The organism is Methanothermobacter sp. KEPCO-1 (genome assembly GCF_008033705.1).
GTDB lineage: Archaea > Methanobacteriota > Methanobacteria > Methanobacteriales > Methanothermobacteraceae > Methanothermobacter > Methanothermobacter marburgensis.
The window spans coordinates 1,537,199-1,561,367 of sequence record NZ_CP042937.1; the positions used below are offsets into that span (position 1 = coordinate 1,537,199).

Below are 24,169 nucleotides of genomic sequence, written 5' to 3' on the forward strand. Positions count from 1 at the left end.
CTGTGAACAGCTTTTATGTATATTCTCTTGCCCCTATTTAAATCACTGATTATGTCAGTCTGTAACCGGTTTCCTCGTGTAGGTTTATGTCAAGTCCCTGAATCTCATCCTCCCTTTCAACACGGAGACCTCTCCATTTCTTAAGCAGGCTTGCTAGAATGTATGTAACTGTGAAGGTGTAGATGACCACAGTAACAACACCGATAACCTGACTGGTGAAGAGCGCGGTGCTTCCTGTTATGAGACCACTGCCACTGAGGGCGGGGTTAAGTGCGGGTATTGCAAATAGGCCCACCCCTATCGTTCCTATAACACCTGAGACTCCATGAATTCCGAAAACATCCAGGGCGTCATCATACCCCAGGAGGGGCTTGAGCCAGGACACAGCGAGGTAACAGATCATGGATGCCAGAAACCCAATGAAAATCGATGCACCTATATCCACGAAGCCAGCTGCAGGGGTTATTGATGCAAGACCTGCAACTGCACCTGAAAGGGCCCCAAGGAGGGTTGGCTTCCCGGTTTTGATTCTGTCCATCAGCATCCAGCCGAGCATCCCTGCGGCGGCAGAGGTGTTGGTCACAATCATGGCATCTGTGGCAAGGTTGCCCGCTGAAAGGGCTGAACCTGCGTTGAATCCGAACCATCCAAACCATAGAAGGCCGGTGCCTATCACAGAGTATCCAAGATGGTGCGGCATCAGCTTCTGGTCGTGCCTTGGGCCAATGACCAGTGCAAGTGCAAGTGCGGCAATACCACTTGTGAGGTGCACCACTATTCCACCTGCGAAATCATAGACACCGAGGCTCTGCAGGAATCCACCGCCCCATACCCAGTGGGCCACGGGCACGTAAACAAATGTGAACCAGAGCGGAATAAAGATGATCCACGACGAAAACCTGATCCTCTCAACCACAGCACCTGATATCAGCGCAACGGTTATGGCAGCAAATGTCATCTGGAAAATTGCAAAAAGGCCCCCTGGAATTGTTGGAGCATATTCTGACGCTGATTTAAGGGATGTAAGGCTTATGCTGCTAATCTGAGTTCCTAATATCCCTGAAATGTCCCCTCCAAAGATGAGGCCATAGCCAAATAAAAACCACAGCAGACTGACCACTCCGAAGGAGACAAATGATAGAAAAATTGTATTAAGGACATTTTCCCTTTTTGTAAGGCCTGAATAGAACATTGCAACGCCGGGTATAGTCATCAGAATTACCAGGGCAGTTGATATCAGCATCCAGGCTGTATCACCGGAATTTAACATTTCTTATCACACTCCTTTTTTGGTATCCATATGATAAACAAGACTATATAAGGATGCCGGTAACCTTTTTCCGGGCACCATGCCAACATTAAAATATCAGAAAAATGAGAAAAACAGTAAGAGGTGTTTCATTGAACTCAACAAAAAAGGGAAGGCTCTTTGCAGTGCTCATGATAGCTCTTGTTGCATATGGCTTCTCATCCACAGTATGTATCTTCATAAAACCATCCTTTGCAGTTGAATTTCCAACAGACATCCTTCCCTCCGATGAGAAGATAGAACCCATGGGAAACCCAGATTTTCAGCCGGTAATCCTGAGGAAACACATAATGAACGTCACCAACAACACAACAAACGAAACAGAGGTCACATTCTATACTGATAACAGAACAAACAGAACAGCAACGGCCAGCAGGGACCAGAACCAGGATCAGTAATCCACCGGCAGATTATGTTCATGAACATTTTTAAACAGCAATTTTTTTAAACTGAAATTTTAGAAATAGATACATATGACCATATTTTAAGGTGATCACGTGCCAGCAAACACTGTGGGAGAAAGAATAAAACAGCTCAGGGATAACCAGAACATCACACTGGAGGAACTTGCAGAAAGAAGTGGAGTTAATAGGGAACTCATCAAGAAAATAGAGGAAGGAGACATTCTACCATCACTTACACCCCTCATAAAGATCTCAAGGACACTTGGAGTGAGGCTCGGCACACTCCTTGATGACAGGGTTCAGGATGAGCCGGTTATAGTCAGAAAGGGAAAAACCCAGAGGGTCATACACTTCTCAGGCTATGAGGAGAGTGCAGATACAAGCAACCTCAACTTCCACTCCCTCGGTGCCGGCAAAAGCGACAGGCACATGGAGCCGTTCCTGATCGACGTTGAACTCCACAGCGACGACTTCGAACTATCATCCCATGAGGGGGAGGAGTTCATATACGTCCTGGAGGGTGAAATAGAGGTCATCTATGGACAGGAGAAGTACAGGCTCGGTGAAGGGGACAGCATATACTATGACTCTGTTGTACCCCACCACCTCCACGCAGCAGGGGAAAATGATGCAAGGATACTGGCAGTTGTCTACACACCATTCTAGTGGATGATAGGATGTTCAAAATCACGGTGACACCACGTTTTGGGGATATAGATGGTCTCAGACACGTTAACAACACTGTCCTAGCGGTCTGGTTTGAGAAGGGCAGAAACCCCATCTTCAGGATGTTCACACCCGACCTTGACCTCAGCTATGAGAAGTGGAAACTCATCCTTGTAAGGACAGAATTCGACTTCCTTGCACAGATGTACTATGGGAGTGACGTGGAGATAAGAAGCTACATAACACACATAGGAAACTCATCCTTCACCATAGGCCACGAGGCATGGCAGGACGGTGAACTAAAGGCAAAGGGTAAGGCTGTCCTGGTCCACTACGATTTCATTGAACAGAGGAAAAAGCCAATACCCCCTGATATAAGGTCACAGCTTGAAGAACACCTTGTGGAAGAGGATTAACATATAAAGGGTGGATTTATGGTTTTCACTGAGGAAACAATAGGGGAATTCTTTGAGAAACAGGTTGAAAGGTACGCTGATAAGGAGTTCATAGTATACCCTGACAGGGATCTAAGGTTCACCTACAGGGAGTTCAATGAGAGGGTCAACCTCCTTGCAAAGGGCCTGTTATCCATCGGGATAAAGAAGGGTGACCACGTGGGTATCTGGGCCACCAACGTACCAGACTGGCTGACATTCCTCTTTGCAACAGCAAAGATAGGGGCGGTTCTTGTAACGGTAAACACCGCCTACAAGAGCCATGAACTTGAATATGTCATGAAACAGTCTGACATGAAGGCAATAGCAATCATAGACGGTTTCAGGGACGTTGACTACGTGCAGACACTCTATGAACTGGTACCTGAACTCAAAACCCAGGAGAGGGGCCACCTGAGGAGTGAAAGGTTCCCTGAACTTCGAAGCGTCATATACATAGGGGCCCAGAAGCACAGGGGGATGTACAACACCAATGAACTGATGCTCCTGGGTAAACACGTCCCTGACAGTGAACTCCGCAGTGTGATGTCAACCCTCAAGAACACCGATGTCATAAACATGCAGTACACCTCAGGGACCACGGGTTTCCCCAAGGGGGTAATGCTCACCCACAGGAACATACTCAACAACGGCTACTACATCGGTGAGAGACAGAAATTCACCGAGGAGGACCGTCTGTGTCTACCGGTACCACTATTCCACTGCTTTGGAATAGTTCTGGGGGTGCTGGCTATCCTTACACATGGGGGGACACTTGTCATGATAGAACTCTTTGACCCCCTCCTGGTACTTGCAGCGGTGGAAAAGGAGAGGTGCACCGCACTCTACGGCGTGCCAACCATGTTTATAGCAGAGTTCACACACCCAATGTTTGACATGTTCGACCTTTCATCCCTCAGAACAGGTATCATGGCAGGATCACCCTGCCCCATAGAGGCAATGAAGCGTGTCATGAATGACATGAACATGAAGGAGGTCACCATAGCCTACGGCCTCACAGAGGCATCCCCGGTCTTCACACAGACAAGTGTGGATGACCCCATCGAGAAGCGTGTCGAAACCGTTGGAACTCCCCTGCCACACATTGAGGTCAAGATAGTGGACCCTGAAACCGGCGAGGAGCTGGGCCCCGGCGAACCCGGCGAGATATGCTGCAGGGGCTACAACGTCATGAAGGGCTACTACAAGATGCCTGAGATGACAGCCGAGGCCATAGATGAGGAGGGGTGGCTCCACAGCGGCGACCTTGCGGTGACGGATGAGGACGGATACTACTCAATCGTTGGAAGGATAAAGGACATGATCATCCGTGGAGGCGAGAACATCTACCCGAGGGAGATCGAGGAGTTCCTCCACACAATGCCCGGTATAAAGGACGTGCAGGTTGTGGGGATACCCGATGAGAAGTACGGCGAAATAGTCGGTGCCTTTGTGATCAGGGAGGACGGTGCAGATATACTCGAGGAGGATGTCAGGGACTATGCAATCCAGAGGATAGCAAGGTACAAGGTCCCGAAACATGTTTTCTTTGTTGATGAGTTCCCGCTCACCGCAAGCGGAAAGGTCCAGAAGTTCAAACTCAGGGAGCTGGCAGTTGAACTCCTCAAGAAGAGGAAGGAAGGCTCCTGACCCTTAATTTTTTGAGAGATATAATGATAGTCCTGAATCGAAGGAAAAGATCAGTTGATTTTATACCAGCCGGAAGTCCCAGGGGTGTCCTCAACACCCGCAGAAAGCCAGGGTACTGGGGCAAGCTGAAAATCAAAAAAACCTCCTCTGGCCCCAGAATAGCAAGGTTCACTGTGGAGAAAGATGAAAGGGAAACCCTTAGAAAACCCTCAGAGGCCATAAAACTCCTGAGGAAACAGGCAGTATTTCTAACAGGGCGGGATGAAGAACTTGAGGAACTGCTTGAAAATCACGGTATCAGGTACAGGTATGCAAGGGTATGCCAGCACTGCCTCCATGAGGGCTATCTGACCCTTGTGAGCTCAAAGGCATCAACGAAGCATGAGGGCCAGATCATATGCTCAAGGTGCGTTGATGAGGTAATAAGAAGGGAGCTCAAACTGGCAGGCATGGATAAATCGGCATTCAGAAACTTCAGGAGGCTGATCAGGAGGGGTGTAAGCCTTGAGAGGGTCCTTGAGATGATGTCACCCAGGTTCGACCCACTGGCGAACCAGGAACTGACACTCTATGATATGGTGACGGCAACAGCAGACAGAACACCAAAGGTGCCCCTTGACCGCCTTGAGCTTCCTGAGAAATTTAAGCGGATTCTCAGAAGGGAGGGTAGCAGGGTGCTGAGGCCAGTGCAGGTCCTTGCAGTTGATGCTGGTCTCCTTGAGGGTGCTAGTCTCATGGTTGTATCTGCAACCGCAAGTGGAAAGACCCTTGTGGGTGAACTTGCAGGCATCCCCCGGGCCATGAAGGGTGAAAGGTTCATCTACCTCACACCACTCGTTGCCCTTGCAAACCAGAAGTACAGGGACTTTAAGAAGAGATACTCTGCACTTGGACTTAAAACAGCCATAAAGGTTGGTATGAGCAGGATAAAGGCAAAGGGTGAGCTGCGGATTCCTGATACCGATGTGGCTGACGCCGATATAATAGTTGGTACCTACGAGGGAATCGACTACATCCTGAGGTCAGGGAAGGCAGGTATCCTCGGCGATGTGGGTGTGGTCGTGGTTGATGAGATACACACCCTTGAGGATGAGGAGAGGGGGGCAAGGCTCAAGGGGATGATATGGAGGATAAAAAGGTTATTCCCGAACGCCCAGGTCATAGCACTCTCTGCAACAGTCAAAAACTCCGCGGAAATAGCATCAGATTTTGGACTGAAGCTGGTTGAATACGATAAAAGGCCAGTGCCACTTGAAAGACACCTCATATTCTCAAGGAGCGGTGAGGAAAAGAAGAACATCATACTGAGGCTTGCAGCACGTGAGTTCTCCTTGAAGTCAAGGAAGGGGTTCCATGGACAGACAATAATATTCACAAATTCCCGCAGGAAAACCAGGCTCATTGCAGAGTACCTTACAAGGAACAGGGTCAGTGCAGCAGCATATCATGCAGGTTTATCCTACTCTGAAAGGCAGCGGATAGAGAAGGCCTTTGCATCCCAGAAACTCGCCGCAGTTGTCACCACAGCGGCACTTGCAGCGGGAGTGGACTTTCCGGCATCACAGGTTATATTTGAAACTCTCCTCATGGGTAACCGCTGGCTCACCCCCAATGAGTTTTCACAGATGCTTGGACGTGCAGGCAGACCATCCTACCATGACCGGGGAGTTGTCTATGTTCTTGCAGAAATTGGCATGGAATTTGATGGTGATTCCGAGGAGTCTGTGGCCCTTGAGCTCCTTGAAAGCGGTCCTGAACCTGTTGAGGTTCAACATACAGATGAAAACATTCTTGAAAATCTTCTGGCGGATATAACCTCGGGGGCCATTGAATCAGAGCATGATATCACCCCTGATGTGCCATGGACCATGGGTGGAGACATGGCGCTTGATTTCCTTGAGTCATCTGATCTTATAAGCAGGAAAGGAGAACTCAGGGCAACTGATTATGGGATGGCCGTCTCCAGATCATTTCTAAATGTGGAGGATGCGGAGTACATAAGGAGGAACCTCAAATCCAGTAAAAAGCCTCTTGATATTGCGGTTGAACTTGAACCATTTGAGGGCGCGTATCTCTCAGGAAGAATGCATAGAGGATTAACGAGGGCAGTTGGCGCCAATGTTTCAATCCGATTGACAGCGGATTCAACCCTTGATATAATATCCAATGGGGATAATCTCATAAAACTTGATAAAAATCTACAGGAGGCTGTTCTTGGAATACAGATGGATTTTCTTTCCTGTGAATGCATGGACAGACCCTTCTGTGGGTGTATTCAGCGAAAATTATCGGAATATATACTTTGGGAGAGAATGAGTGGCAGGGACCCCAGGGATATAAGTAAGGGGCTTCTCTCAAGATATCAGATTCAGGCGTATCCTGGAGATGTTTTCAGCTGGCTTGACAAAATGGTGAGAACAGTTGAGTCCATTGGAAGGGTTGCCTCTGCATTTAAAGAGAGAATTATTTTGAAGGAATGTTCAGGTATTGCGAGGGCCATCGAAAAGGGTAAACGTATTTAGAACATTATAAATTTAGATATATATTGTAAAGGTATACGATAGCTGCAGATAGGATATAAATCACCACAAGCTGATCAAGGATTCCGGTTTCAACTGAGATGAGACAGTAGGCCATAATAAGGGAGTAGAGCATGACATAAAAGGAATCCCTTGTTTTTTGCATTATTCTGTAGCCCAACCCTAAAATTAAGCCAAGCAAACTCATTCCAGCTGCCACACCAGCTGTGCCGAATTCCACGATCATCTGTCCAAATATTGTGGGCGTGATTGTAACTCCTGTCCTCCAGCAGATCAGTTTCCCGATTAGTGTTCTTGGTCCACTGCCAAGGCCGGGAACCATACTCAAGGTTAATTTACCATGCATAACGCCAGTCATCCCTGAAAGGGTGGATAATCTGTCGAGCACACCCATTGTGAAGGCAGCCCGCATCTGTAAAAACGTTAAAGCGCTCAAGTTACTTAAGGAATACTCCTCGACTGATCTGAAATAACCTATACCCATGATTACAAGTAAAGTCACCATCAAGAAACCCAGGACTTCCCATACTTCAAATAACTCTGTGTAATAGCCCATTATGACAGTTATGAGAATAACTGCAACAAGGGGTGTTCTGTACCCAAGTAAAGCCAGGAGAAAAATGCAGATTATGTTCAGAATCATGACTCTAAACCTAGCAGCTGGTCTCTCTATACGCTTCTTCTGCATTTCATCTATTATGTAAGATGATAGCAGTGCTGTTCCAGGAATCATTAAAAAAGAGGGAATAGTTAATCTGGGGTTGAGGAGATATCTCAGGGCGGGTTTCATGAGAGGAATGCCATTCACGGATGTGATGGTTATGGCGAAAAAGGCGAAGCCAATAAGAAAGAGGGTAAGGCCAATTGATCTTATATCTTCCCTGTCAACTTTCAAGTATCTGTTTCCCCTCAAAATTCTGTCGGGTATTACCATTGAAAAAACAAAGAAACATACAAAACCAGTTATTATGTTAACATGCAGGAGCCCTGTGACAGGAATGGCAGCGAGGCCCATGAATACTGAGAAAAACACGATGAAAGCTGGAGGTGAAAATATGTGGTTTCTAAGTATTCTGCTCTTTTTGAGGAAATTCATAAAATTACTTGAAGGGAATATCCTCCTGAAAAAGCTCTTTAACCATATTTCTTCAACAGTTAGAAAGACTCCCAGCATTAATTTGAATATCAATGCTTTCCTGACGTTAAATTCCACCTTTCTGCATAGGTTCCTTGCTGTATTGTAAAGATGACTCATAAAAGATACCTGCGAAGTTTATACTGTGCTAAAAGTTTATAATGTGCTAAGATTAATTACCTTGATGATCTTGTAGCGGCTTTTTATTTTTTCTAGGACATTACTGTCTGCATTGTATACTCTTATTGTTATGAAATCTGTCTGGCCATCTAGATTTCCTAGAACTTCATCAGATATTTTTATGGCCTCGGGAGTTGCCTGGAGGATCTCTATTCTACCATTTTGGATGTCTAGGGTTATTGACGCATGTTTTTCTCTGCTGTACAGTTCTCTTGAAAGCTCCTGAAATCTTGATACATCCACATTGCTTATGGGTATGTTTGTTGTCATTTCATACTTTGAGGGAATATCAAGGAGCAGATCAGACATTCTCCGGATTTTTATGGGTTCTATGATAATATCAGTGGCGTTCCGGGTTCCCGTAGCTTCCAGTGTTATTGAGTCTATGTAATAATCTGCGAATTTGTCCTGGTATTCCCCTGCAAGTATTTTTTTTCCACTGACATTCATGAGAACTTCTACCCTCCCATTGATGGTTCCTACCCATAGAACCTCACCCTGTATTACCCCTCTTTTCTGTGTTAAGGAGTTATAACCATTGATTTTACTGTTAATGATTTTTCCCTTACTGTAGAGATCGTTGTACTTTATCTGGACTTTGGTCATTTCTGAAGAATCGAAGGTGAATGTCTGTATGTTTGAATCAATATCTGAGGTTTTAAGAAATCCGTATAAAACAAGTGAAGCGAGGAATAAAATGATTGCGAGATCGATCACGGTTAATTTACCGATTTTCATTTTTTATCTCTCCCATTCCAGTATTCTAGCAGTTGCTTATCAGTAAATTGCAGAAATTTAAGAGTCTGCAGCTACAGTTGAAGACATTTAGAGTTGAGTAAATATTAACCTTCTGGTTATTTAACTTATGATGTGGATTAATTTTCATATTGATATATGCCATACTTCTCCTGATCTGCGATTAACTGCTTGCACAACAAATTCCACATTGAAGAAGAAAACTTAAATGCCGTCGGTAATAGACCTTATTTAAAATATAACGTGATCACAACTTCCTATGAAGGAGGATTATTAAATGGAAAATTCAAATCAGAGAGTACTATACCTTGTACCGTCATTCATAGTATTCCTAATGGCTCTCATGGTAACTTTCAGGCACCCATGGCCAGTTGGGTGGGATATATTCTACCATATTCATCTGGCAAAGGTTTACATGTTAAAGGGTTTAACATTTTTTGATCCTGTTTACAATGCACCTGAGGGAGCTATTATTAACTACCCACCAGTTTTTCACATGACACTTCTTGCACTGGCATATCTCTTTAGAATGAACATGTTTGATGTGGCAAGGATAATACAGCCATTTTTGGCATGTCTTGTTGCTTTATCAGTTACTCTGGTTGCCTCAAGGTTCTATGAGGATAAAATCGTGGGTTTAGCTGCAGGTTTAATACTTTTCTCAGGAGCAATTGCAATGAGGCTTGTTTCACCATTGCCAGAGAATATGGCGCTTATATTCCTTCCTTTAAGTATTTACTTTTACTATGAATTCTTTAAAGAGGATAAATTACTCTCTTCATTCATATCAGGAGTTTTAATGGGCATCGTTGCACTTATACACCCAGCTGCAACCTTTTGCCTTGGCTTTGCAATTACCTTCATCACAGCCGGAATTATAATAACTGAACTCTACTTTAAAAGAGATGTCGGTATCATAAAAAAGGCTTTGAAAGGTTATGGGATCCTGATTATGACTGCGGGCTTAATTGCAGCGGTATGGTGGGCACCGGCATTTTACCTTAAAAGTACTGGTGGACCTGGTGGTGTAAGCACATCACTACAGACTTCAAGAAACCTCAGTATAATGAAATATCCTGATCTCTTGGGTTACCTTGTTATAGTACTATCTCTTGTTGGTCTCACACCCTCCATTAAAAGATTCGGTTTAAGAGATCGTTTTATACTTTTATGGGTTATTTCGATGTTCCTTCTCTCAAAGGCATACTACTTTGGGGTTAATGTCATAACCTATAGGGTACTCATCTACATAATGATTCCTATGAGCATTCTGGCGGCTCATGGGTTAAGATACACTGCAGAAATCATTGAAACTAAAAATAAAAATATTGCATGCATTTTAATGGCAGCTGTACTTTTATTTGCTGTTTTCCAAGGGTTCAGCAACCTATCAAGTACAGAAGTTGTTGATTATGGTGCTATGACATCTCATGGAAGAATTAAGATCGCGCCTCCCACACCTTCAGAAGTTGAACTTGCAGAATGGTTCAGCCAGCAGGATAAAGGGGGCACCATTTCAATGTCAAATTATTTCGCAGCAGGGTTCATAATGGCTTATACAAACAGACCCGTGAATCCTTTATTATATGAGAAACCTGAAATCCCTCAGAGGAATGAGCTGACTAAAAATGGAATCGTTTTTCTGGTATTTGATAAAAGACTTAGGGCGAACGGAAATTTCACTTTTGATGCTTCCAGCAGTTTTCTCTTCTATAATCCATCAAAGGTTGATGTATCAAGCCTGAAATACCCTTATCTTGAGAAGGTTTATGAGAACAGCGACTTTGTTGTCTACAGGGTGGTCTAGCTGAATGAGAAAGGTTATATATACTGTCCACTAGATCAAAATAGGGAGGATTTAGGGTTTGTAGTGTCCATTTTATCACCTTGAAATCCTCCTCATCAATTGGGGCAGGTCATATCCCGGCATGACCCTGCATATTCAGGAAACCTCAGGACCTCATTCATTTTGCTTCCATACCTGTAGATGGTTATGCCCTTGCATCCAAGTTCATATGCTGCCCCGAATACCCTCTCAGCGTCATTTATGGATGCATCAGGCGGCAGATTAACGGTTTTTGAGACGGCGTTATCCACATGGCGCTGGAAGGCAGCCTGCATCTTAACATGAAAGACAGGGTCGATTTCATGGGCTGTTACGAAGAGCCTCCTGATTTTTCCTGGAACCCCTGACACCCCATGCAGAGTGCCCTTTGATATTATCATTTCAAATGTATCCCTTTTCAGCCGCCCCCTTGCGATTCTTTCAAATAGGGGATTGTTTTCGGTGAATTTTCTGCCCAGAATTTTTCTTGTGAATGAAACCGCAAAGAGGGGTTCGATCCCGCTGCTTGTACCTGCTATTATGCTGAGGGAACCTGTGGGTGCAATGGTTGTCAGTGTGGCGTTTCTCATCCCCTCGAACCCCATTTTATCCCACATGCTCCCTGAAAATTCCGGAAACGACCCCCTCTCAGCTGCAAGATCAGATGAGGCCCTCCTAGCTTCACCCTCTATGAAGGACATGACCCGCTCAGCCACCCCAAGAGCCTCCCCTGAATTGTAGGGCACACCCAGCTTTATGAGCATATCAGCGAATCCCATTACACCAAGGCCGATCTTCCTTGTCTTCAGCGTCATCTCCCTGACCTCAGGGAGCGGGTAGCTGTTGACGTCTATGACGTTGTCAAGGAAGTGCACCGCTGTATGGACGGTTCTTCTGAGTCTTTCCCAGTTCACACCTGAAGCTGAGACCATTAATGAGAGGTTGATTGACCCGAGGTTACATGACTCATAGGGGAGTAGGGGCTGCTCACCGCAGTTGTGGACAATGAAACCGTTGGCATTGAAGGCATTTGCACCTGCAACACAGGCATCATAGACATCCTCATAACCATTACTTTTGAGGGAGAGAAATGTGGAGAACCTCTCCCCTGAGTTAAAACTGCTCCCCGAGTCCATAACAAGCATATCACCCCTTTCAAGGTCGCAGGCGGCCTTCCATACTGGTTTATCCTCCATTACGAGCACCGGGTGATCATGGGTCAACTTTAAACTGTAACCCTCCCTGGTTTTAAGCTCAAAAACCTCTCTGTAACCTGTTTTAAAGAACCCTGAAGTGGAGGGATACTCTGAGCCATTGACAACCGCCATGAATGCTCTGCCCTCAAGTTCATTTACCGGGAGGGGACCCTCTGAGGTCATTATCAGGGTGTCACTGGATATGCATGGGTTGGTTGCCTCTATCCTTCCAAGGGAGGGTGTCGGGTTGCGCCGGTTTATCCTGTCCTCGAATATCATTCCGGGGTCCCCTGACCTCCAGGCGGCCTTCACAATCCTCCTGAATATCTCCCTGGATGGTACTGAGTCAACGGTTTCACCCGTCCTGGGGTTTATGAGGTCAATCTTCCTGTCCTCCATGAACCTGTCAGGGACCGAAACAGAGAGGTTGAAGTTTCTGAGGGGCCCCTCTGATGTCTTGGCCTCTATGAATCCGAATATGTCGGGGTGGCTGACATGGAGCACCCCCATATTGGCCCCACGTCTCCGTCCACCCTGCTTTATAACCTCAACTGCAACGTCGAATACCCTCATGAATGACACGGGACCTGAGGCCACGCCCATCGTCGATGCAACGGTGTCCCCCCTTGGTCTGAGTCTGGAAAATGAGAATCCAACGCCCCCCCTGATTTGTGGATTATTGCCATGTTCCTGAGGGATTCGAATATGCTCTCAATTGAATCATCAACAGGGAGGACAAAACATGCTGAGAGCTGGTTTATGGGCGTACCTGCATTCATGAGGGTGGGTGAATTCGGGAGGAACTCAAGATTCCGCATAACCGAATAGAAGAGTTCCTCTGTCTCATAGCTGTCGAAACCATACATCTCATCTGCAGATGCAACTGCACGGGCAACCCTCCTGAACATCTCCTCAGGGGTCTCTACAACCTCACCCCTTTCGTTCTTCAGGAGGTACCTCTCCTCAAGTACCTTCAGGGCGGTTTTTGTTAAATTTATCATCATTAAGAGTTATATGAAGCCATTTATGGTAGCATCTCCAGGAGCTCCCTGACATCGGATATGACACTCTCGATGGCATCATCAAGTATTCTCTGGCCAAGAACAGGGTCAGGGTTTATACCCTCCTTTTCACAGATTCTTGCGGCCCTATCAATCCCCTTATTGGCCTCTCTGGCCTCCCTGAGGCCTATCATTCCTATTTCGGGATACAGTTCTGGTCTGCATTCCCCGAGTCTCGTGAGGTCCGCTATGCCCAGTATGATTCCAGCGGACACCTCACCGCTTCCTGCGTGGGGACCCTCAATTTCAACGATTCTGTTATTCCAGATTATCTCCATGTCAAGTTCATCCATGAGATCCTCAACGCAGTCCTCAAGCTGGTTTCCGCCATGACCATTTACGATAACAGCTGCGTCGATGTTCAGGCGTTTCCTGGCCTTTCTCAGGACTGGTTTCAGGTCCCCTTCCAGAAGTTCATCCCTTTCAATATGGATGCCGTGCTTAACGTATGGAAACTCGGTTGCACCGTAGATTACCCCCAGGAACTTCGCCCCTGTTCTGAGGGACGCCTCCAGGGCCACATATGATGCTATCTTGGCATCGGTGTCGATTGGGAGGGCCGGGCCGTGGTTCTCAAGGTGTGACCCCAGGGCGAGTATACCCACCCTGTGAACATCCCCTGAGATTACGTTACCGGCATCAAGGTTGAGTTCAACCACCCTTCACACCTCTAGGTTCCATATTGCATCTCCAATGTGGTGTATGGTTTTGATGGCCTTTCCAGAGTCATTTTCTATCATTTCAGGTCCGCTTATGAGGCTTATTCCCACTGCAAGGGGTTTTCGGTGTTTTTCGTCCACCACGATAACGATGTCATCTCTTTCAATTTCAGGGTCAGCATCAACTATGCCTGGACTCATCACATCGGCCCCGTTTGCAAGGAACCTCACGGCCCCCATATCAACCACCACATAACCCTTTTCTATATCCTTCATATGGATGGCTCCCCTCAGGGTGGGAACGACCCTTTCATCCATGAACATGAGGAGCGGCTCTCCATTGATGAGTATTATGTCGTTTTCATCTGTTTCTATTATCTCAACGGTGGCCTTTCTGGGTATGAGCAGGGAGAATTCCCCTATCTGGTCGAGAATCTCCTTCATCTTCTTTTTCTTTATATGGTACCTCTTTTTGATCTTCACATTCACACCCTGGAAATTTCATGAGAACCTTACATATCTATATGGTTTAATCCATTAAACCAGTTTACCCTCTAATCTGCAATCACCTTTATTTAAAGAGTAAGATTTATGCCATTATCGTTGTGAGAAAACTTATATACTAGTAAAATAGAAAAATGGAGTATCTGACTGGAAGATTCTGGCTTGTTAGTTAGATTTAAATATAATCTGACCATATTTTAATCTAGGATAGGTGATAGATGTGAGTTCACAGAGAGTTAACGTACAGAGACCACTTGATGCTTTGGGCAATTCACTGAATTCCCCTGTGATCATCAAACTTAAGGGTGACAGGGAATTCAGGGGAGTTTTAAAAAGCTTTGATCTCCATATGAACCTCGTGCTGAATGATGCAGAGGAACTGGAGGACGGAGAGGTTACAAGGAGGCTCGGAACCGTCCTTATACGTGGAGATAACATAGTCTACATATCCCCGTAGGGTGATCCGGGAATACAGCTTTGATTTATATATGAATAAAGAAAGCATATATTTAAATTAACAAGTTTTAACTGATTTTCAGGAGGATTAGAACATGAAAGGTACTCCATCATTTGGTAAGCGTAACAAGAATCTCCATATAAGGTGCAGGCGCTGCGGTAAGAACTCATACCACGTGCGTAAGAAGGTATGTGCAGCATGCGGCTTCGGGAAATCACGCCGTATAAGGCGCTACAGCTGGCAGAATAAAAAAATTACAGGCCAAAGGTTGAAATAAATGGATAACAAGGGCCCTGTTGATGTGCGGATAATTGTTGAGGGAGCCTCTGACGTTGAGAGTGTTTCAAGGGCACTGCAGAGGGTATCCCTCGGCGCCAAATACCATATAACCATATCATCCATAGTGCCAACAACAAGCCTTGAAATAGCCATGAGGGCTGTTGAGGGCGCGGATATTGTCCTCATAGCCACTGACGTTGACCAGACAGGACGGGAACTGGCTGATAAATTCCGCGAAGCCCTTAAGGGCCACGTTGGGCATATTGAGAGGATGAAACTCCCCTATGGTCATGACGTCGAGTACCTCGACCCTGACCTCATAAGGGAGGAAATAGAAAACGCCATCATAAGGGCCGGACTCCAGACACTCTCAAGTGTGAAAAATCTGAGGAACATGAAGGAGAGCCTTGAAGAGTGTCAGGAGAGGCTTAATGAACTGGTAGCCGAAAACAGTGCCCTCAGGGATGAAAATATTAAACTCCTCGGTGAAGTTGAGGATGGTGAGAGGGAAGCAGAATCCCTCAAAGAGGAGATAAAGGTCCTCGAGGAGAAATTAAAGGTCCTCGAGGAGGATTATTCCCGGATCAAAACTCGTTTTTCTGAAATTAAAGATAAGGAACTTCTTGAGACCTTCTCAATAGGGGAACTCTGGAGCGAAACCTTTGGAGAGGAACCAGATGACCCTGAGAAGATTTATTTTGTAACTGATCACATCAAACCTGAAGGCATAATCCTTGGCCAGGGCTTCATCGCGGCACCATCAAGGGAGGATGCTGTTGAGTGGCTTAGAATAGTTAAATCGGCCCTGGTGTTCACTGAAACCGATGATGAATCATCTTAGACCCGGGAACTTAAAACCTTCTTGTTGGGAGAATCTGAAGTGAGAGACAAATGTGGTATTGTAGGGATTTACTCACAGGATAAAAACATCAGCGTGGCCTCCCAGATCTACTATGCACTCTATGCACTCCAGCACAGGGGACAGGAATCCGCAGGGATTTCAACATTTAACGGATGTGACATGCTGACCCACAGGGGGATGGGACTTGTCTGTGACGTCTTCAACCCTGAGAAACTGGATGAACTTGAGGGGAATGTTGGCATAGGTCATGTCCGTTACTCAACCACCGGTGAATCCAGGATTGAGAATTCCCAGCCATTCTGGAGTGAATTCCAGGGAGGTAAAATCGCCATAGCACACAACGGCGACATAATAAATTCAATGGAACTTCGGGATGAACTGGAGGATGAGGGCCACTCATTCATATCAACCACCGATTCAGAGGTGATATGCCACCTTCTGAGCAGGGAATACGAAAAAAAACCCAACATGATAGGTGCAATAAAGAGGGTTTCAGAGCAGCTTGTGGGGTCCTACTCCCTCGTGGTCCTCTTCAATGGGGACCTCTACGTCATAAGGGACCCTGTTGGTATAAAGCCCCTGGCATTTGCAAGGAAGGGAAACACCCAGATGGTTGCCTCTGAAACCGTTGCCTTTGATGTTATAGGGGCCGAGCATGTGAGGGATGTTCAGCCAGGGGAGATACTGCACCTCAACAGGGGCAAGTCCTACTGCTGGGTTGCCAACGCACCCAACACCAGGAGGGCCCACTGCATGTTTGAGTACGTCTACTTTGCAAGACCCGACAGTGTCATAGACGGACGCAACGTCTACAGTGTCAGGCTCAGTATAGGGGAGGCCCTCTACCGTGAACACCCCGCCGATGCCGACGTGGTTGTACCGGTACCTGACTCCTCCATCCCGGCGGCCATAGGCTACTCCCGCGCATCAGGGATACCCTACGGTGAGGGGCTCATAAAGAACAGGTACGTTGGCCGCACATTCATAATGCCCACACAGGAGGAACGCGAAACAGCGGTTAAACTCAAGATGAACCCCATAAGGTCAGAGCTTGAGGGTAAGAGGATAGTGCTCATCGATGACAGCATAGTGAGGGGCACGACCTCCAGGGCACTCATCGACATAATCAGGGATGCCGGGGCAGAGGAGATACACCTCCGTATAGGATGCCCACCCATAAAGTCCCCCTGCTACTATGGTATAGCCATGGCAACCAGGAAGGAGCTTATAGCATCAAGCAGGGATGTTGAGGAGATAAGGAAAATAATAGGGGTTGATTCCCTGGGTTACCTGAGTATCGAGTCACTCGTTGAATCCATAGGTATCAAGAAGGGTTTCCTCTGCACAGGGTGCCTGGACGGGGACTACCCGACACCTCTCCCCTCGGATATAGAGGAATATGAGGCACTGAGGCCCTGCCTCTAGTTCAGCATAAAAATTTAACGTGAACATGATGTCTGATTTCACTTTTTCTGTTTCAATAAATCCTTCAACGTGATCTAAATGCCTGAGCTTCTATCACCAGCAGGTGACTTCCCATCCCTGATGGCAGCCCTTAAGTCGGGTGCTGATGCGGTTTACGTGGGCCTTGAGGGCTGTAACATGAGGGCAAGGGCCGGTAATTTCAGCATCGGTGAAGTCGCTGAGGCAGTGGAGATAACCCACGGCTACGATGCGGGACTCTATGTATGCACAAACACGGCCCTCAGGGACTCTGATGTTGAGAGACTCGAGAAATTATTCCCTGAGCTTTACTCGGCGGGTGTTGATGCGGTGATAGCATCTGACCTTGCGGCTGTGGAGCTTGCATCTGAATGCGGCCTGGACGTCCATGTCAGTGTACAGGCGAATGTTACAAATACAAGGACGCTGAGGATACTGGGGGAGATGGGTGCCACCAGGGCCATACTATCAAGGGAGCTCTCCCTTCCTGAGATCTCAGACATTGCGGCAGAATCACCCATTGAAATCGAGGTTTTTGTCCATGGGGCCCTCTGTACAGCAATATCTGGTAGATGCTACCTCAGCTCATACCTTTATGGTAGAAGTGCCAACTGCGGGGACTGCCTTCAGCCATGCAGGAAGAGGTGGAAGCTGGTATCTGAGGACGGAGAATTTGACCTTGAGGTGACCCCTGGCGGTGATATAAGGAGTTACATCCTGAGTCCCCGGGATCTGTGCATGGTTGAACATATACCTGAACTCCTGGATGCCGGTGTTGACGCCCTCAAAATAGAGGGCCGTGGGAGGGCCGCTGATTACGTTGCAACCGTCACATCTGTTTACAGGGAGGCCATTGACACTTACCTTTCAGGTGACTGGAGCTTTGATTCCAGCTGGCTTGAAAGACTCGAGGGTGTCTTTAACCGGGGCTTTGGCACAGGTTTGTACTTCTCTGAGCCAGATACCGGTAGTGGGGGTAACATATCCCGTTATGTGAAGCAGGATGTGGGGGAGGTTGTTAACTACTACAGGAAGGTGGGGGCCGCTGAGGTGAGGCTGTGGAGGCCACTTGAGGTTGGGGATGAGATCATAATACAGGGCAGAACAACGGGGGCCCTAATACAGCGTGTTGAATCCCTTCAGGTTGATGGCGATCCCGTGGAAAGGGTTGAATCTGGGAGGGCTGGTCTACTGGTGGAGGAAAGGGTCCGCCCCGGGGACCTCGTATACCGCAGGGTTAGAAGGGATTGAGGTTAGTGCCTGGAAACATTTATCTGATGTGCGTGACTTTGGGTGGTAGTTCTGGTGTTTGGTCCAGTGCATTAAATGTCTTTGATGTACTCCTCTAACTGGAACGGGGTTATGGCTCTATGCATCCTGTTATGTCCAGGGTATCCGCCGGTAACTGTTATTTTTAAAAGTGATGCTCCACATATTAAAGAGGGGTGAGTTAATGATAAGGGTAAAGGATGCCATGCAGACCGATGTCATAACAGTTAAGAGGAACAGTAAGATACATGATGCTGCAAGGGTACTGAGGGAGAACAGGATCAGCGGGGCCCCTGTTGTTGATGATGAGGGTAAACTCGTGGGTGTTATCAGTGAGGGTGATATAATGAGGCTGATTGAAGTCCATTCACCCAGTCTGAACCTCCTCATGCCATCCCCCCTGGACCTGCTTGAACTTCCAGTTAGGATGAAACATGAATACGATGAGATAGCAAAGGGTATCAGGAAGGCGGCCATGATGCTGGTGGAGGAGATAATGAGTGATAGGGTTGTAACGGTGCACCCTGATGCATCCATCTCTGATGCGGCGGAACTCATGGACCGGCATGATGTAAAGAGGCTTCCTGTGGTTGAAGATGGTGAACTGGTGGGCATCATAACAAGGGGCGATATAATAGGCGCATTTGTTAAGTGATGAAATCTGAGCCGGTGTCTCAATGAAGCGGATAGCGATCTATGGTAAGGGTGGTATAGGGAAGTCCACGATCGTATCGAATATGGCTGCTGCCTATTCCTCTGAGCACAGGGTACTCGTTATAGGCTGTGATCCAAAGGCGGATACAACCAGGACACTCTACGGTGAAAGGCTCCCTGCGGTACTTGATATCCTCAAGGAGAACCGTAAACCTGACGCCTCTCAGGTTATCCATGAGGGTTTTGGCGGTGTTAGGTGTGTGGAGTCAGGGGGCCCTGAACCCGGTGTTGGATGCGCCGGGAGGGGTGTGATCGTTGCAATGAACCTCCTTGAAAAACTCGGAGTATTCGAGGAGGAGATTGATGTGGTCATATACGATGTACTCGGTGACGTGGTCTGCGGGGGATTCGCGGTGCCACTCCGTGAGGAATTTGCAGATGAGGTCTATATAGTAACCTCAGGGGAGTACATGTCCCTTTACGCTGCAAACAACATTGCAAGGGGCATAAAGAAACTTAGGGGTAAACTTGGCGGTGTCATCTGTAACTGCCGTGGCATCAGAAATGAGGTTGACATTGTCTCTGAATTCGCCTCAAGGATAGGTTCACGTGTTGTTGGTGTGGTTCCAAGAAGCCCCCTTGTCCAGGAGAGTGAGATTGAGGCAAAGACCGTGATTGAGAGGTTCCCTGAATCTGAACAGGCAGAGGTTTACAGGAAACTGGCAGATGAGGTTTACCTTAACACGGAATTCGTGGTACCTGAACCCATGGACCCTGAGGAGTTTGAGGAGTTCTTCAGAAACTTCAGGGGAGATGATTGATATGGAGAGATATGTGCAGCTTGGGCTCTTCCACCTTATGGTGGGTGCTGTGATAGTTCTCATGGCAGTCTGGGCACTGTACCCTGCAAGCACCATGGGATATGAACCCGGGTGGCATGCGGCCCTGAAAATCATATTCGGAGCCCTTATGGTGGGCGCTGGATTTAAACTTTTAAGGACCTAGATTTCATCCCATTTTTCCGGGACGGCACCCAGCTCCCTGAATGCCCTTTCAACGGCTTCCTCAGCTTCATCTCTGGTTTTGAAGTGGTGGAGATGTGACTTGCATCTGCAGTCGGAGCATCCGAAGCCCCTGATGGAGTCTTCCCCCTCAAGTTTTTCTGAAACTGCACATTCGAGCCTCCTCTTATCTGTGGAGTAGAGAACCCCCACAACCTCTGCATCACTCAGGAGGTAGTCTATGTGCCATCTTCTCCTTTTTTCAGCCCTCAGATGTCTTCTTATTCTGGCCTCAAGTGAACCAAAACCTGATCCAACATACACGTAGTAGCCTGGAGGAAACCTTATCCTGCCAAGGCTTCCAATTCTGGTTTCAGTTCCGCTGCACCTTATGATAAGACAGTAGGTACCCTTCATGTGACCTCATAATAATTTTAATATTTATTTTATCAATCAACGTCACTCATCATAGGATCCAGTAATAAATACACCTGTTATTATCATTGCAAGAAATTTTTAGTAAAATTTATATTTTTTCATAATTTAATTATATTCTGGTTTCTGCAGGGCACCCAGGTATTGGGGGTGATACCATGGCAGTGGCAAAATGGTTGCTTTACATAATTGGTATAATACTCGTACTCATGGGTATACTGGGTTACCTTGGGATCCCGTACCCGGCCCTCAAGGACCCGGTATGGCACGCTGCCCTTAAAATTATCGTTGGGCTTGTAGCCCTATGGGGAGGTACCAAGGCAGAGTAGATTTTGCCATTTGAACTTTTTTTACGGGGCCCTGCAGGGACCTCAAGCTCACGTGGTGGTGGAATGGCTGAGGTCAGGTACACTCTGAGGGCGAGGGGCCACCCCAACGTCACTGCAGAGCACAGGACAACATTTGAGGTCACAGCTGACCCTGAAATAGGTAAAACCGCAGACTGTATCATAGGTGTTTCATCATCGGATTCTGTTTCAACAATCCCTGATGAGGTGAGGTCTGCCATAGCAGGGGAATCGTCACGTGTGAGGGTCATTCTGCGCACTGAAAATGGTTTTGATGAAATAATTGGTTACGGGCACCCTGACCTCACCCTGGATCACCCAACAGATATCGTGTGCCGTAAGAGCAATTACATCTGTGGCAGAACACTCATGATAGGGGCTGATAAGGCTGCATGCGACCTTGACAGAAGGCTCGTGAAGGATCTAATGGAGGGCAAGGACCTCACTGTTGAAATAATAGTTGAATATGATGATTCTGATTAGATTTTTATACTTTTGCCACTTTTTCAATAGTAAAAAGTTAATGGCAATTCAGATGAAATTTTAGAGTGTAAATCATGAAAATAAGAGTGCAGGGGACGGGATTCGAACCCGCGAAGGGACTCCCCCACTAGGCCCTCAACCTAGCGCCTTTGACCGCTCGACCACCCCTGCATGGGAAAAATCAGTGCTTAACGGGGAGTGGAACAAATTATCTATGTTTTACTATTTAAACTTTGCGGTATGATGGGTAAAAGAGAGGCGATCATTCTTTAAGGATGCGGCGGAAAGAAATCCTTTATGAATACAGCTTCAGAATCAATGGAGGTGATTATTTTGTCCTGTCTTAGAGAGGTGGGGGATGATCTCCTTGTGGATATTGAGGTGTCCCCTGCTTCAGGTAGATTTGAGGTCAGATCTTACAATGAGTGGAGGAAGAGAATTGAAGTTAAGATCAGGGCACCCCCAGAGAAAGGCAGAGCCAACAGGGAGATAATAAAAGAGTTTTCAACTGTCTTGAACACGAAGGCTGACATAATATCAGGTCATAAAAGCAGACATAAAACATTGAAGATCCATGGAATGGATGCTGAGACATTTAGGGGTCTTCTGGAAGAGAAATTTGGACTTATAGTTCCATGATGATGTTAACTTTATATAAAAAAACCTAAAATTGGATTCATCTTTCCATAGACTGAAGATTTTAACTGTATAGAAAAACTTTATTATATTATCATAAAAAATGAGAAGTTAAGGTTAGAAATAGAAAACTTTATTAATTACCATAAAAAAAGAAGTAAATGGAGGTTAGAAATGATTTCTACAGTCACAACGACAACAACCACCACCATAACCACCGCTGATGTCATGACATACAGCATAATAGCAGTGATTGCACTGATCGGTTTTCTGGCTCTCAGGGAAATCCTAAGTGCGGACGAAACAGGAAATGAAACAATAAAGGCAATGGTTTCGGGCTCCAATGTGGCAATCCTGCCTCTACTCATAGTATTCGCAGCTATCGTAATATACAGGGTTCTAACAATAGTCTAGGGGGTTTAAAATGAACAGAAACGCTTTAATACTGGTAATTGTGGCTATTCTTGTCATAGTGGGCGCAGCAGCCCTTATGACCAGGAATCCAACGGTGGCACCCCCTGCAGCAGGCGACACACTTCTTGCAATGAGCAACCACGCTACTGACCACCAGGTACATGCCGTGGCAGTGGCGGAGAACGTATCAAAGGCTGATGGATCACTTACAAACATTTACATTGACTCATGGACCCAGCCTGGCGGAAAGGTCTCAGTGGACCTATCCAAGGAACTTGGCTACAATGGATCCTTACCCGCTGGAACAACATTCACCATGAAGATGTGGCTTGATCCGCACGGAAACAAAACAGGAAACGCAACACTCAATATGACAGTCAATGCGGGTACAGAGGATAAAATATCTGATGAGACAAACGCTTATCTCCTCACAGCTTCACACGTATTCTATCCATTATCCAGCATAACATCAAACCAGGTTAACGTAACACAGGATCCCACAAAGGGCGCTGAGTTCCTCAAGGGTATAAGGTCAGTTTATGTTGAGCTTCTCATAACAGTAAACGCGGACGGAACCGTTACAGTAACACAGCTAGCGCCTCCGGTTCTATGCACACTTGCAGCGGGTGGTTAAAAAAACTTTTTTCTTTTTTTTATTAAATGGAGGTTTTTCATGAAGGCAGTTATACCAGCAGCTGGTCTTGGGACCCGCTTTCTTCCTGCAACCAAGGCACAGCCCAAGGAGATGTTACCGGTATTTGATAAACCAACAATCCAGTACGTTGTGGAGGAGGCTGTGGCTTCAGGCATAGACGACATCCTCATAATAACAGGTAAGGGTAAGAGGTCAATCGAGGACCACTTTGACAGGTCATTTGAACTTGAATACTTCCTCAGGAAGAACAACAAAAAGGAGTACCTTGACGAGGTTGAGGCCATCTCGGACCTTGCAGACATATACTTTGTGAGGCAGAAGGAGCAGAAGGGCCTAGGTGATGCAATATACTGTGCAAGAAAACACATAGATGGTGAGGACGCCTTCGCGGTCCTCCTTGGTGATACAATAACCTCATCTGATGTCCCATGCACCCGTCAGCTCATGGACATATATGAAAGGTACGGTGCCTCTGCCATTGCCGTTGAGGAGGTCCCAAGGGATAAGGTTGAACGGTACGGTATCATCGACGGAAAGAAGGTCAGTGAGGGTATCTACAGCATAGATGATATGGTCGAAAAACCCCCTATCAGTGAGGCTCCATCGAATCTCGCCATAATGGGAAGGTACGTCCTTGAGAGTGAAATATTTGATCACATAGAGAACGTTCCCCCGGGATTCGGGGGTGAGATCCAGCTGACCGATGCCATGAGGGAACTTAAAACAGTTTATGGCTGTGTTTTCAGGGGTAAAACCTATGATATAGGTAACAGGGTGGACTGGCTTAAAACGTCCCTTGAATTTGCCATGAGGGATGATGAGATAAGACCGGAACTGGTTGATTACCTGAGGGGTCTCATCTCCAGGTACTGAGTTTACATTTTTTTTGAGGTCTTTCTACATAGAAAGGCATTA

General features: G+C 46.6%; 28 protein-coding genes and 1 tRNA gene. 20 read left to right on the forward strand and 9 right to left on the reverse strand.

All coding sequences use genetic code 11. The features are described 5' to 3' along the window. Positions 1 to 49 precede the first annotated feature (49 nt). Complete coding sequence (locus FVF72_RS08260; RefSeq protein WP_013295859.1) at positions 50 to 1,270, reverse strand: ammonium transporter; 1,221 nt, start codon at positions 1,268 to 1,270, stop codon at positions 50 to 52. Between the two features lie 131 nt (positions 1,271 to 1,401). Between FVF72_RS08260 and FVF72_RS08265 the strand changes: the two genes are divergently transcribed. From FVF72_RS08265 to FVF72_RS08285, 5 genes are all read left to right on the forward strand, one after another. Beyond that, positions 1,402 to 1,707, forward strand: coding sequence for a hypothetical protein (locus tag FVF72_RS08265; protein WP_147671827.1), 306 nt, complete (start codon positions 1,402 to 1,404; stop codon positions 1,705 to 1,707). Between the two features lie 99 nt (positions 1,708 to 1,806). Then, positions 1,807 to 2,379: a helix-turn-helix domain-containing protein gene (locus FVF72_RS08270; protein WP_013295857.1), complete on the forward strand. Its 573-nt coding sequence runs from the start codon at positions 1,807 to 1,809 to the stop codon at positions 2,377 to 2,379. A gap of 11 nt (positions 2,380 to 2,390) precedes the next feature. Continuing rightward, positions 2,391 to 2,795, forward strand: a complete 405-nt coding sequence (locus FVF72_RS08275; RefSeq protein WP_147672033.1) for a thioesterase family protein — start codon at positions 2,391 to 2,393, stop codon at positions 2,793 to 2,795. A gap of 18 nt (positions 2,796 to 2,813) precedes the next feature. Continuing rightward, a complete protein-coding gene (locus FVF72_RS08280) occupies positions 2,814 to 4,463 on the forward strand; it encodes an AMP-binding protein (RefSeq protein ID WP_147671828.1) in 1,650 nt (549 codons plus the stop codon). 23 nt (positions 4,464 to 4,486) lie between these two features. Further along, on the forward strand, positions 4,487 to 6,985 hold the full coding sequence (locus FVF72_RS08285; protein WP_147672034.1) for a DUF5814 domain-containing protein: 2,499 nt from the start codon (positions 4,487 to 4,489) through the stop codon (positions 6,983 to 6,985). Positions 6,986 to 6,989: 4 nt separating this feature from the next. Here the strand turns inward: FVF72_RS08285 and FVF72_RS08290 are convergent, their stop codons facing one another. Both FVF72_RS08290 and FVF72_RS08295 read right to left on the reverse strand, forming a co-directional pair. After that, positions 6,990 to 8,216 (reverse strand): oligosaccharide repeat unit polymerase family protein, encoded by a 1,227-nt coding sequence (locus FVF72_RS08290; RefSeq protein WP_255503705.1) that lies wholly within the window; start codon positions 8,214 to 8,216, stop codon positions 6,990 to 6,992. Between the two features lie 78 nt (positions 8,217 to 8,294). Continuing rightward, positions 8,295 to 9,056 (reverse strand): hypothetical protein, encoded by a 762-nt coding sequence (locus FVF72_RS08295; RefSeq protein WP_147671830.1) that lies wholly within the window; start codon positions 9,054 to 9,056, stop codon positions 8,295 to 8,297. A gap of 295 nt (positions 9,057 to 9,351) precedes the next feature. On the opposite strand from FVF72_RS08295, the gene FVF72_RS08300 reads away from it, so the two are divergent. Next, positions 9,352 to 10,881 carry a hypothetical protein gene (locus FVF72_RS08300; protein ID WP_147671831.1) on the forward strand — a complete coding sequence of 510 codons (1,530 nt, stop codon included), beginning with the start codon at positions 9,352 to 9,354 and terminating at the stop codon, positions 10,879 to 10,881. Positions 10,882 to 10,976: 95 nt separating this feature from the next. On the opposite strand, the gene FVF72_RS08305 is transcribed toward FVF72_RS08300, so the two are convergent. The 4 genes from FVF72_RS08305 to FVF72_RS08320 are packed head-to-tail and all read right to left on the reverse strand — an operon-like array spanning position 10,977 to position 14,304. Beyond that, entirely contained in the window at positions 10,977 to 12,764 is a 1,788-nt protein-coding gene (locus tag FVF72_RS08305) for a ribonucleotide reductase (RefSeq protein ID WP_255503823.1), read from the reverse strand. Next, positions 12,665 to 13,096: a ribonucleotide reductase N-terminal alpha domain-containing protein gene (locus tag FVF72_RS08310; protein WP_187239629.1), complete on the reverse strand. Its 432-nt coding sequence runs from the start codon at positions 13,094 to 13,096 to the stop codon at positions 12,665 to 12,667. The genes FVF72_RS08305 and FVF72_RS08310 overlap by 100 nt, the downstream gene beginning before the upstream one ends. 23 nt (positions 13,097 to 13,119) lie before the next feature. Then, positions 13,120 to 13,815: a 2-amino-5-formylamino-6-ribosylaminopyrimidin-4(3H)-one 5'-monophosphate deformylase gene (gene arfB, locus FVF72_RS08315; RefSeq protein WP_013295848.1), complete on the reverse strand. Its 696-nt coding sequence runs from the start codon at positions 13,813 to 13,815 to the stop codon at positions 13,120 to 13,122. 3 nt (positions 13,816 to 13,818) lie between these two features. Next, the gene (locus FVF72_RS08320; RefSeq protein WP_171770397.1) at positions 13,819 to 14,304 is read right to left on the reverse strand and encodes a DUF1947 domain-containing protein; all 486 of its coding nucleotides are present in this window, start codon (positions 14,302 to 14,304) and stop codon (positions 13,819 to 13,821) included. A 235-nt stretch (positions 14,305 to 14,539) separates the two neighbouring features. On the opposite strand from FVF72_RS08320, the gene FVF72_RS08325 reads away from it, so the two are divergent. From FVF72_RS08325 to FVF72_RS08360, 8 genes are all read left to right on the forward strand, one after another. Continuing rightward, the gene (locus FVF72_RS08325; protein WP_013295846.1) at positions 14,540 to 14,776 is read left to right on the forward strand and encodes an LSm family protein; all 237 of its coding nucleotides are present in this window, start codon (positions 14,540 to 14,542) and stop codon (positions 14,774 to 14,776) included. A 94-nt stretch (positions 14,777 to 14,870) separates the two neighbouring features. Then, positions 14,871 to 15,053 (forward strand): 50S ribosomal protein L37e, encoded by a 183-nt coding sequence (locus FVF72_RS08330; protein WP_013295845.1) that lies wholly within the window; start codon positions 14,871 to 14,873, stop codon positions 15,051 to 15,053. Beyond that, the gene (locus FVF72_RS08335) at positions 15,054 to 15,896 is read left to right on the forward strand and encodes a toprim domain-containing protein (RefSeq protein WP_147671833.1); all 843 of its coding nucleotides are present in this window, start codon (positions 15,054 to 15,056) and stop codon (positions 15,894 to 15,896) included. 39 nt (positions 15,897 to 15,935) lie between these two features. Continuing rightward, positions 15,936 to 17,342: an amidophosphoribosyltransferase gene (purF, locus tag FVF72_RS08340; protein WP_147671834.1), complete on the forward strand. Its 1,407-nt coding sequence runs from the start codon at positions 15,936 to 15,938 to the stop codon at positions 17,340 to 17,342. A gap of 78 nt (positions 17,343 to 17,420) precedes the next feature. Then, positions 17,421 to 18,611 carry a peptidase U32 family protein gene (locus FVF72_RS08345; RefSeq protein ID WP_147671835.1) on the forward strand — a complete coding sequence of 397 codons (1,191 nt, stop codon included), beginning with the start codon at positions 17,421 to 17,423 and terminating at the stop codon, positions 18,609 to 18,611. A 202-nt stretch (positions 18,612 to 18,813) separates the two neighbouring features. Beyond that, positions 18,814 to 19,284 (forward strand): CBS domain-containing protein, encoded by a 471-nt coding sequence (locus tag FVF72_RS08350; RefSeq protein ID WP_147671836.1) that lies wholly within the window; start codon positions 18,814 to 18,816, stop codon positions 19,282 to 19,284. 22 nt (positions 19,285 to 19,306) lie between these two features. Continuing rightward, positions 19,307 to 20,104 carry a Ni-sirohydrochlorin a,c-diamide reductive cyclase ATP-dependent reductase subunit gene (cfbC, locus tag FVF72_RS08355; RefSeq protein ID WP_147671837.1) on the forward strand — a complete coding sequence of 266 codons (798 nt, stop codon included), beginning with the start codon at positions 19,307 to 19,309 and terminating at the stop codon, positions 20,102 to 20,104. Between the two features lies 1 nt (position 20,105). Then, positions 20,106 to 20,288, forward strand: a complete 183-nt coding sequence (locus tag FVF72_RS08360) for a hypothetical protein (protein ID WP_147671838.1) — start codon at positions 20,106 to 20,108, stop codon at positions 20,286 to 20,288. Here the strand turns inward: FVF72_RS08360 and FVF72_RS08365 are convergent. Further along, the gene (locus tag FVF72_RS08365) at positions 20,285 to 20,701 is read right to left on the reverse strand and encodes a DUF123 domain-containing protein (protein WP_147671839.1); all 417 of its coding nucleotides are present in this window, start codon (positions 20,699 to 20,701) and stop codon (positions 20,285 to 20,287) included. The two genes, FVF72_RS08360 and FVF72_RS08365, sit on opposite strands and share 4 nt — an antisense overlap. A 176-nt stretch (positions 20,702 to 20,877) precedes the next feature. On the opposite strand from FVF72_RS08365, the gene FVF72_RS09280 reads away from it, so the two are divergent. Beyond that, positions 20,878 to 21,048 (forward strand): hypothetical protein, encoded by a 171-nt coding sequence (locus FVF72_RS09280; RefSeq protein ID WP_187239630.1) that lies wholly within the window; start codon positions 20,878 to 20,880, stop codon positions 21,046 to 21,048. A 63-nt stretch (positions 21,049 to 21,111) separates the two neighbouring features. Next, the gene (locus tag FVF72_RS08370) at positions 21,112 to 21,549 is read left to right on the forward strand and encodes a DUF371 domain-containing protein (RefSeq protein ID WP_147671840.1); all 438 of its coding nucleotides are present in this window, start codon (positions 21,112 to 21,114) and stop codon (positions 21,547 to 21,549) included. Between the two features lie 87 nt (positions 21,550 to 21,636). Here the strand turns inward: FVF72_RS08370 and FVF72_RS08375 are convergent. Continuing rightward, positions 21,637 to 21,720, reverse strand: a tRNA-Leu gene (locus FVF72_RS08375). Positions 21,721 to 21,846: 126 nt separating this feature from the next. Between FVF72_RS08375 and FVF72_RS08380 the strand changes: the two genes are divergently transcribed. The 4 genes from FVF72_RS08380 to galU all read left to right on the forward strand — a co-directional run bounded on the left by FVF72_RS08380 (position 21,847) and on the right by galU (position 24,127). After that, the gene (locus tag FVF72_RS08380; RefSeq protein WP_255503706.1) at positions 21,847 to 22,188 is read left to right on the forward strand and encodes a DUF167 domain-containing protein; all 342 of its coding nucleotides are present in this window, start codon (positions 21,847 to 21,849) and stop codon (positions 22,186 to 22,188) included. A gap of 171 nt (positions 22,189 to 22,359) precedes the next feature. Then, positions 22,360 to 22,599, forward strand: a complete 240-nt coding sequence (locus tag FVF72_RS08385) for a hypothetical protein (protein WP_147671841.1) — start codon at positions 22,360 to 22,362, stop codon at positions 22,597 to 22,599. 10 nt (positions 22,600 to 22,609) lie between these two features. After that, the gene (locus FVF72_RS08390) at positions 22,610 to 23,233 is read left to right on the forward strand and encodes a hypothetical protein (RefSeq protein WP_147671842.1); all 624 of its coding nucleotides are present in this window, start codon (positions 22,610 to 22,612) and stop codon (positions 23,231 to 23,233) included. 39 nt (positions 23,234 to 23,272) lie between these two features. Continuing rightward, complete coding sequence (gene galU / locus FVF72_RS08395; RefSeq protein WP_147671843.1) at positions 23,273 to 24,127, forward strand: UTP--glucose-1-phosphate uridylyltransferase GalU; 855 nt, start codon at positions 23,273 to 23,275, stop codon at positions 24,125 to 24,127. Positions 24,128 to 24,169: the final 42 nt, after the last annotated feature.

Excerpts from the sequence above, each read along its gene's own strand:
- FVF72_RS08260 (WP_013295859.1), bottom strand. The coding sequence starts at position 1,270 with ATGTTAAATTCCGGTGATACAGCCTGGATGCTGATATCAACTGCCCTG.
- FVF72_RS08275 (WP_147672033.1), top strand. The coding sequence starts at position 2,391 with ATGTTCAAAATCACGGTGACACCACGTTTTGGGGATATAGATGGTCTC.
- FVF72_RS08280 (WP_147671828.1), top strand. The coding sequence starts at position 2,814 with ATGGTTTTCACTGAGGAAACAATAGGGGAATTCTTTGAGAAACAGGTT.
- FVF72_RS08285 (WP_147672034.1), top strand. The coding sequence starts at position 4,487 with ATGATAGTCCTGAATCGAAGGAAAAGATCAGTTGATTTTATACCAGCC.
- FVF72_RS08295 (WP_147671830.1), bottom strand. The coding sequence starts at position 9,056 with ATGAAAATCGGTAAATTAACCGTGATCGATCTCGCAATCATTTTATTC.
- FVF72_RS08300 (WP_147671831.1), top strand. The coding sequence starts at position 9,352 with ATGGAAAATTCAAATCAGAGAGTACTATACCTTGTACCGTCATTCATA.
- FVF72_RS08310 (WP_187239629.1), bottom strand. The coding sequence starts at position 13,096 with ATGATAAATTTAACAAAAACCGCCCTGAAGGTACTTGAGGAGAGGTAC.
- FVF72_RS08330 (WP_013295845.1), top strand. The coding sequence starts at position 14,871 with ATGAAAGGTACTCCATCATTTGGTAAGCGTAACAAGAATCTCCATATA.
- FVF72_RS08335 (WP_147671833.1), top strand. The coding sequence starts at position 15,054 with ATGGATAACAAGGGCCCTGTTGATGTGCGGATAATTGTTGAGGGAGCC.
- FVF72_RS08345 (WP_147671835.1), top strand. The coding sequence starts at position 17,421 with ATGCCTGAGCTTCTATCACCAGCAGGTGACTTCCCATCCCTGATGGCA.
- FVF72_RS08350 (WP_147671836.1), top strand. The coding sequence starts at position 18,814 with ATGATAAGGGTAAAGGATGCCATGCAGACCGATGTCATAACAGTTAAG.
- cfbC (WP_147671837.1), top strand. The coding sequence starts at position 19,307 with ATGAAGCGGATAGCGATCTATGGTAAGGGTGGTATAGGGAAGTCCACG.
- FVF72_RS08360 (WP_147671838.1), top strand. The coding sequence starts at position 20,106 with ATGGAGAGATATGTGCAGCTTGGGCTCTTCCACCTTATGGTGGGTGCT.
- FVF72_RS08365 (WP_147671839.1), bottom strand. The coding sequence starts at position 20,701 with ATGAAGGGTACCTACTGTCTTATCATAAGGTGCAGCGGAACTGAAACC.
- FVF72_RS09280 (WP_187239630.1), top strand. The coding sequence starts at position 20,878 with ATGGCAGTGGCAAAATGGTTGCTTTACATAATTGGTATAATACTCGTA.
- FVF72_RS08370 (WP_147671840.1), top strand. The coding sequence starts at position 21,112 with ATGGCTGAGGTCAGGTACACTCTGAGGGCGAGGGGCCACCCCAACGTC.
- FVF72_RS08380 (WP_255503706.1), top strand. The coding sequence starts at position 21,847 with ATGAATACAGCTTCAGAATCAATGGAGGTGATTATTTTGTCCTGTCTT.
- FVF72_RS08385 (WP_147671841.1), top strand. The coding sequence starts at position 22,360 with ATGATTTCTACAGTCACAACGACAACAACCACCACCATAACCACCGCT.
- FVF72_RS08390 (WP_147671842.1), top strand. The coding sequence starts at position 22,610 with ATGAACAGAAACGCTTTAATACTGGTAATTGTGGCTATTCTTGTCATA.
- galU (WP_147671843.1), top strand. The coding sequence starts at position 23,273 with ATGAAGGCAGTTATACCAGCAGCTGGTCTTGGGACCCGCTTTCTTCCT.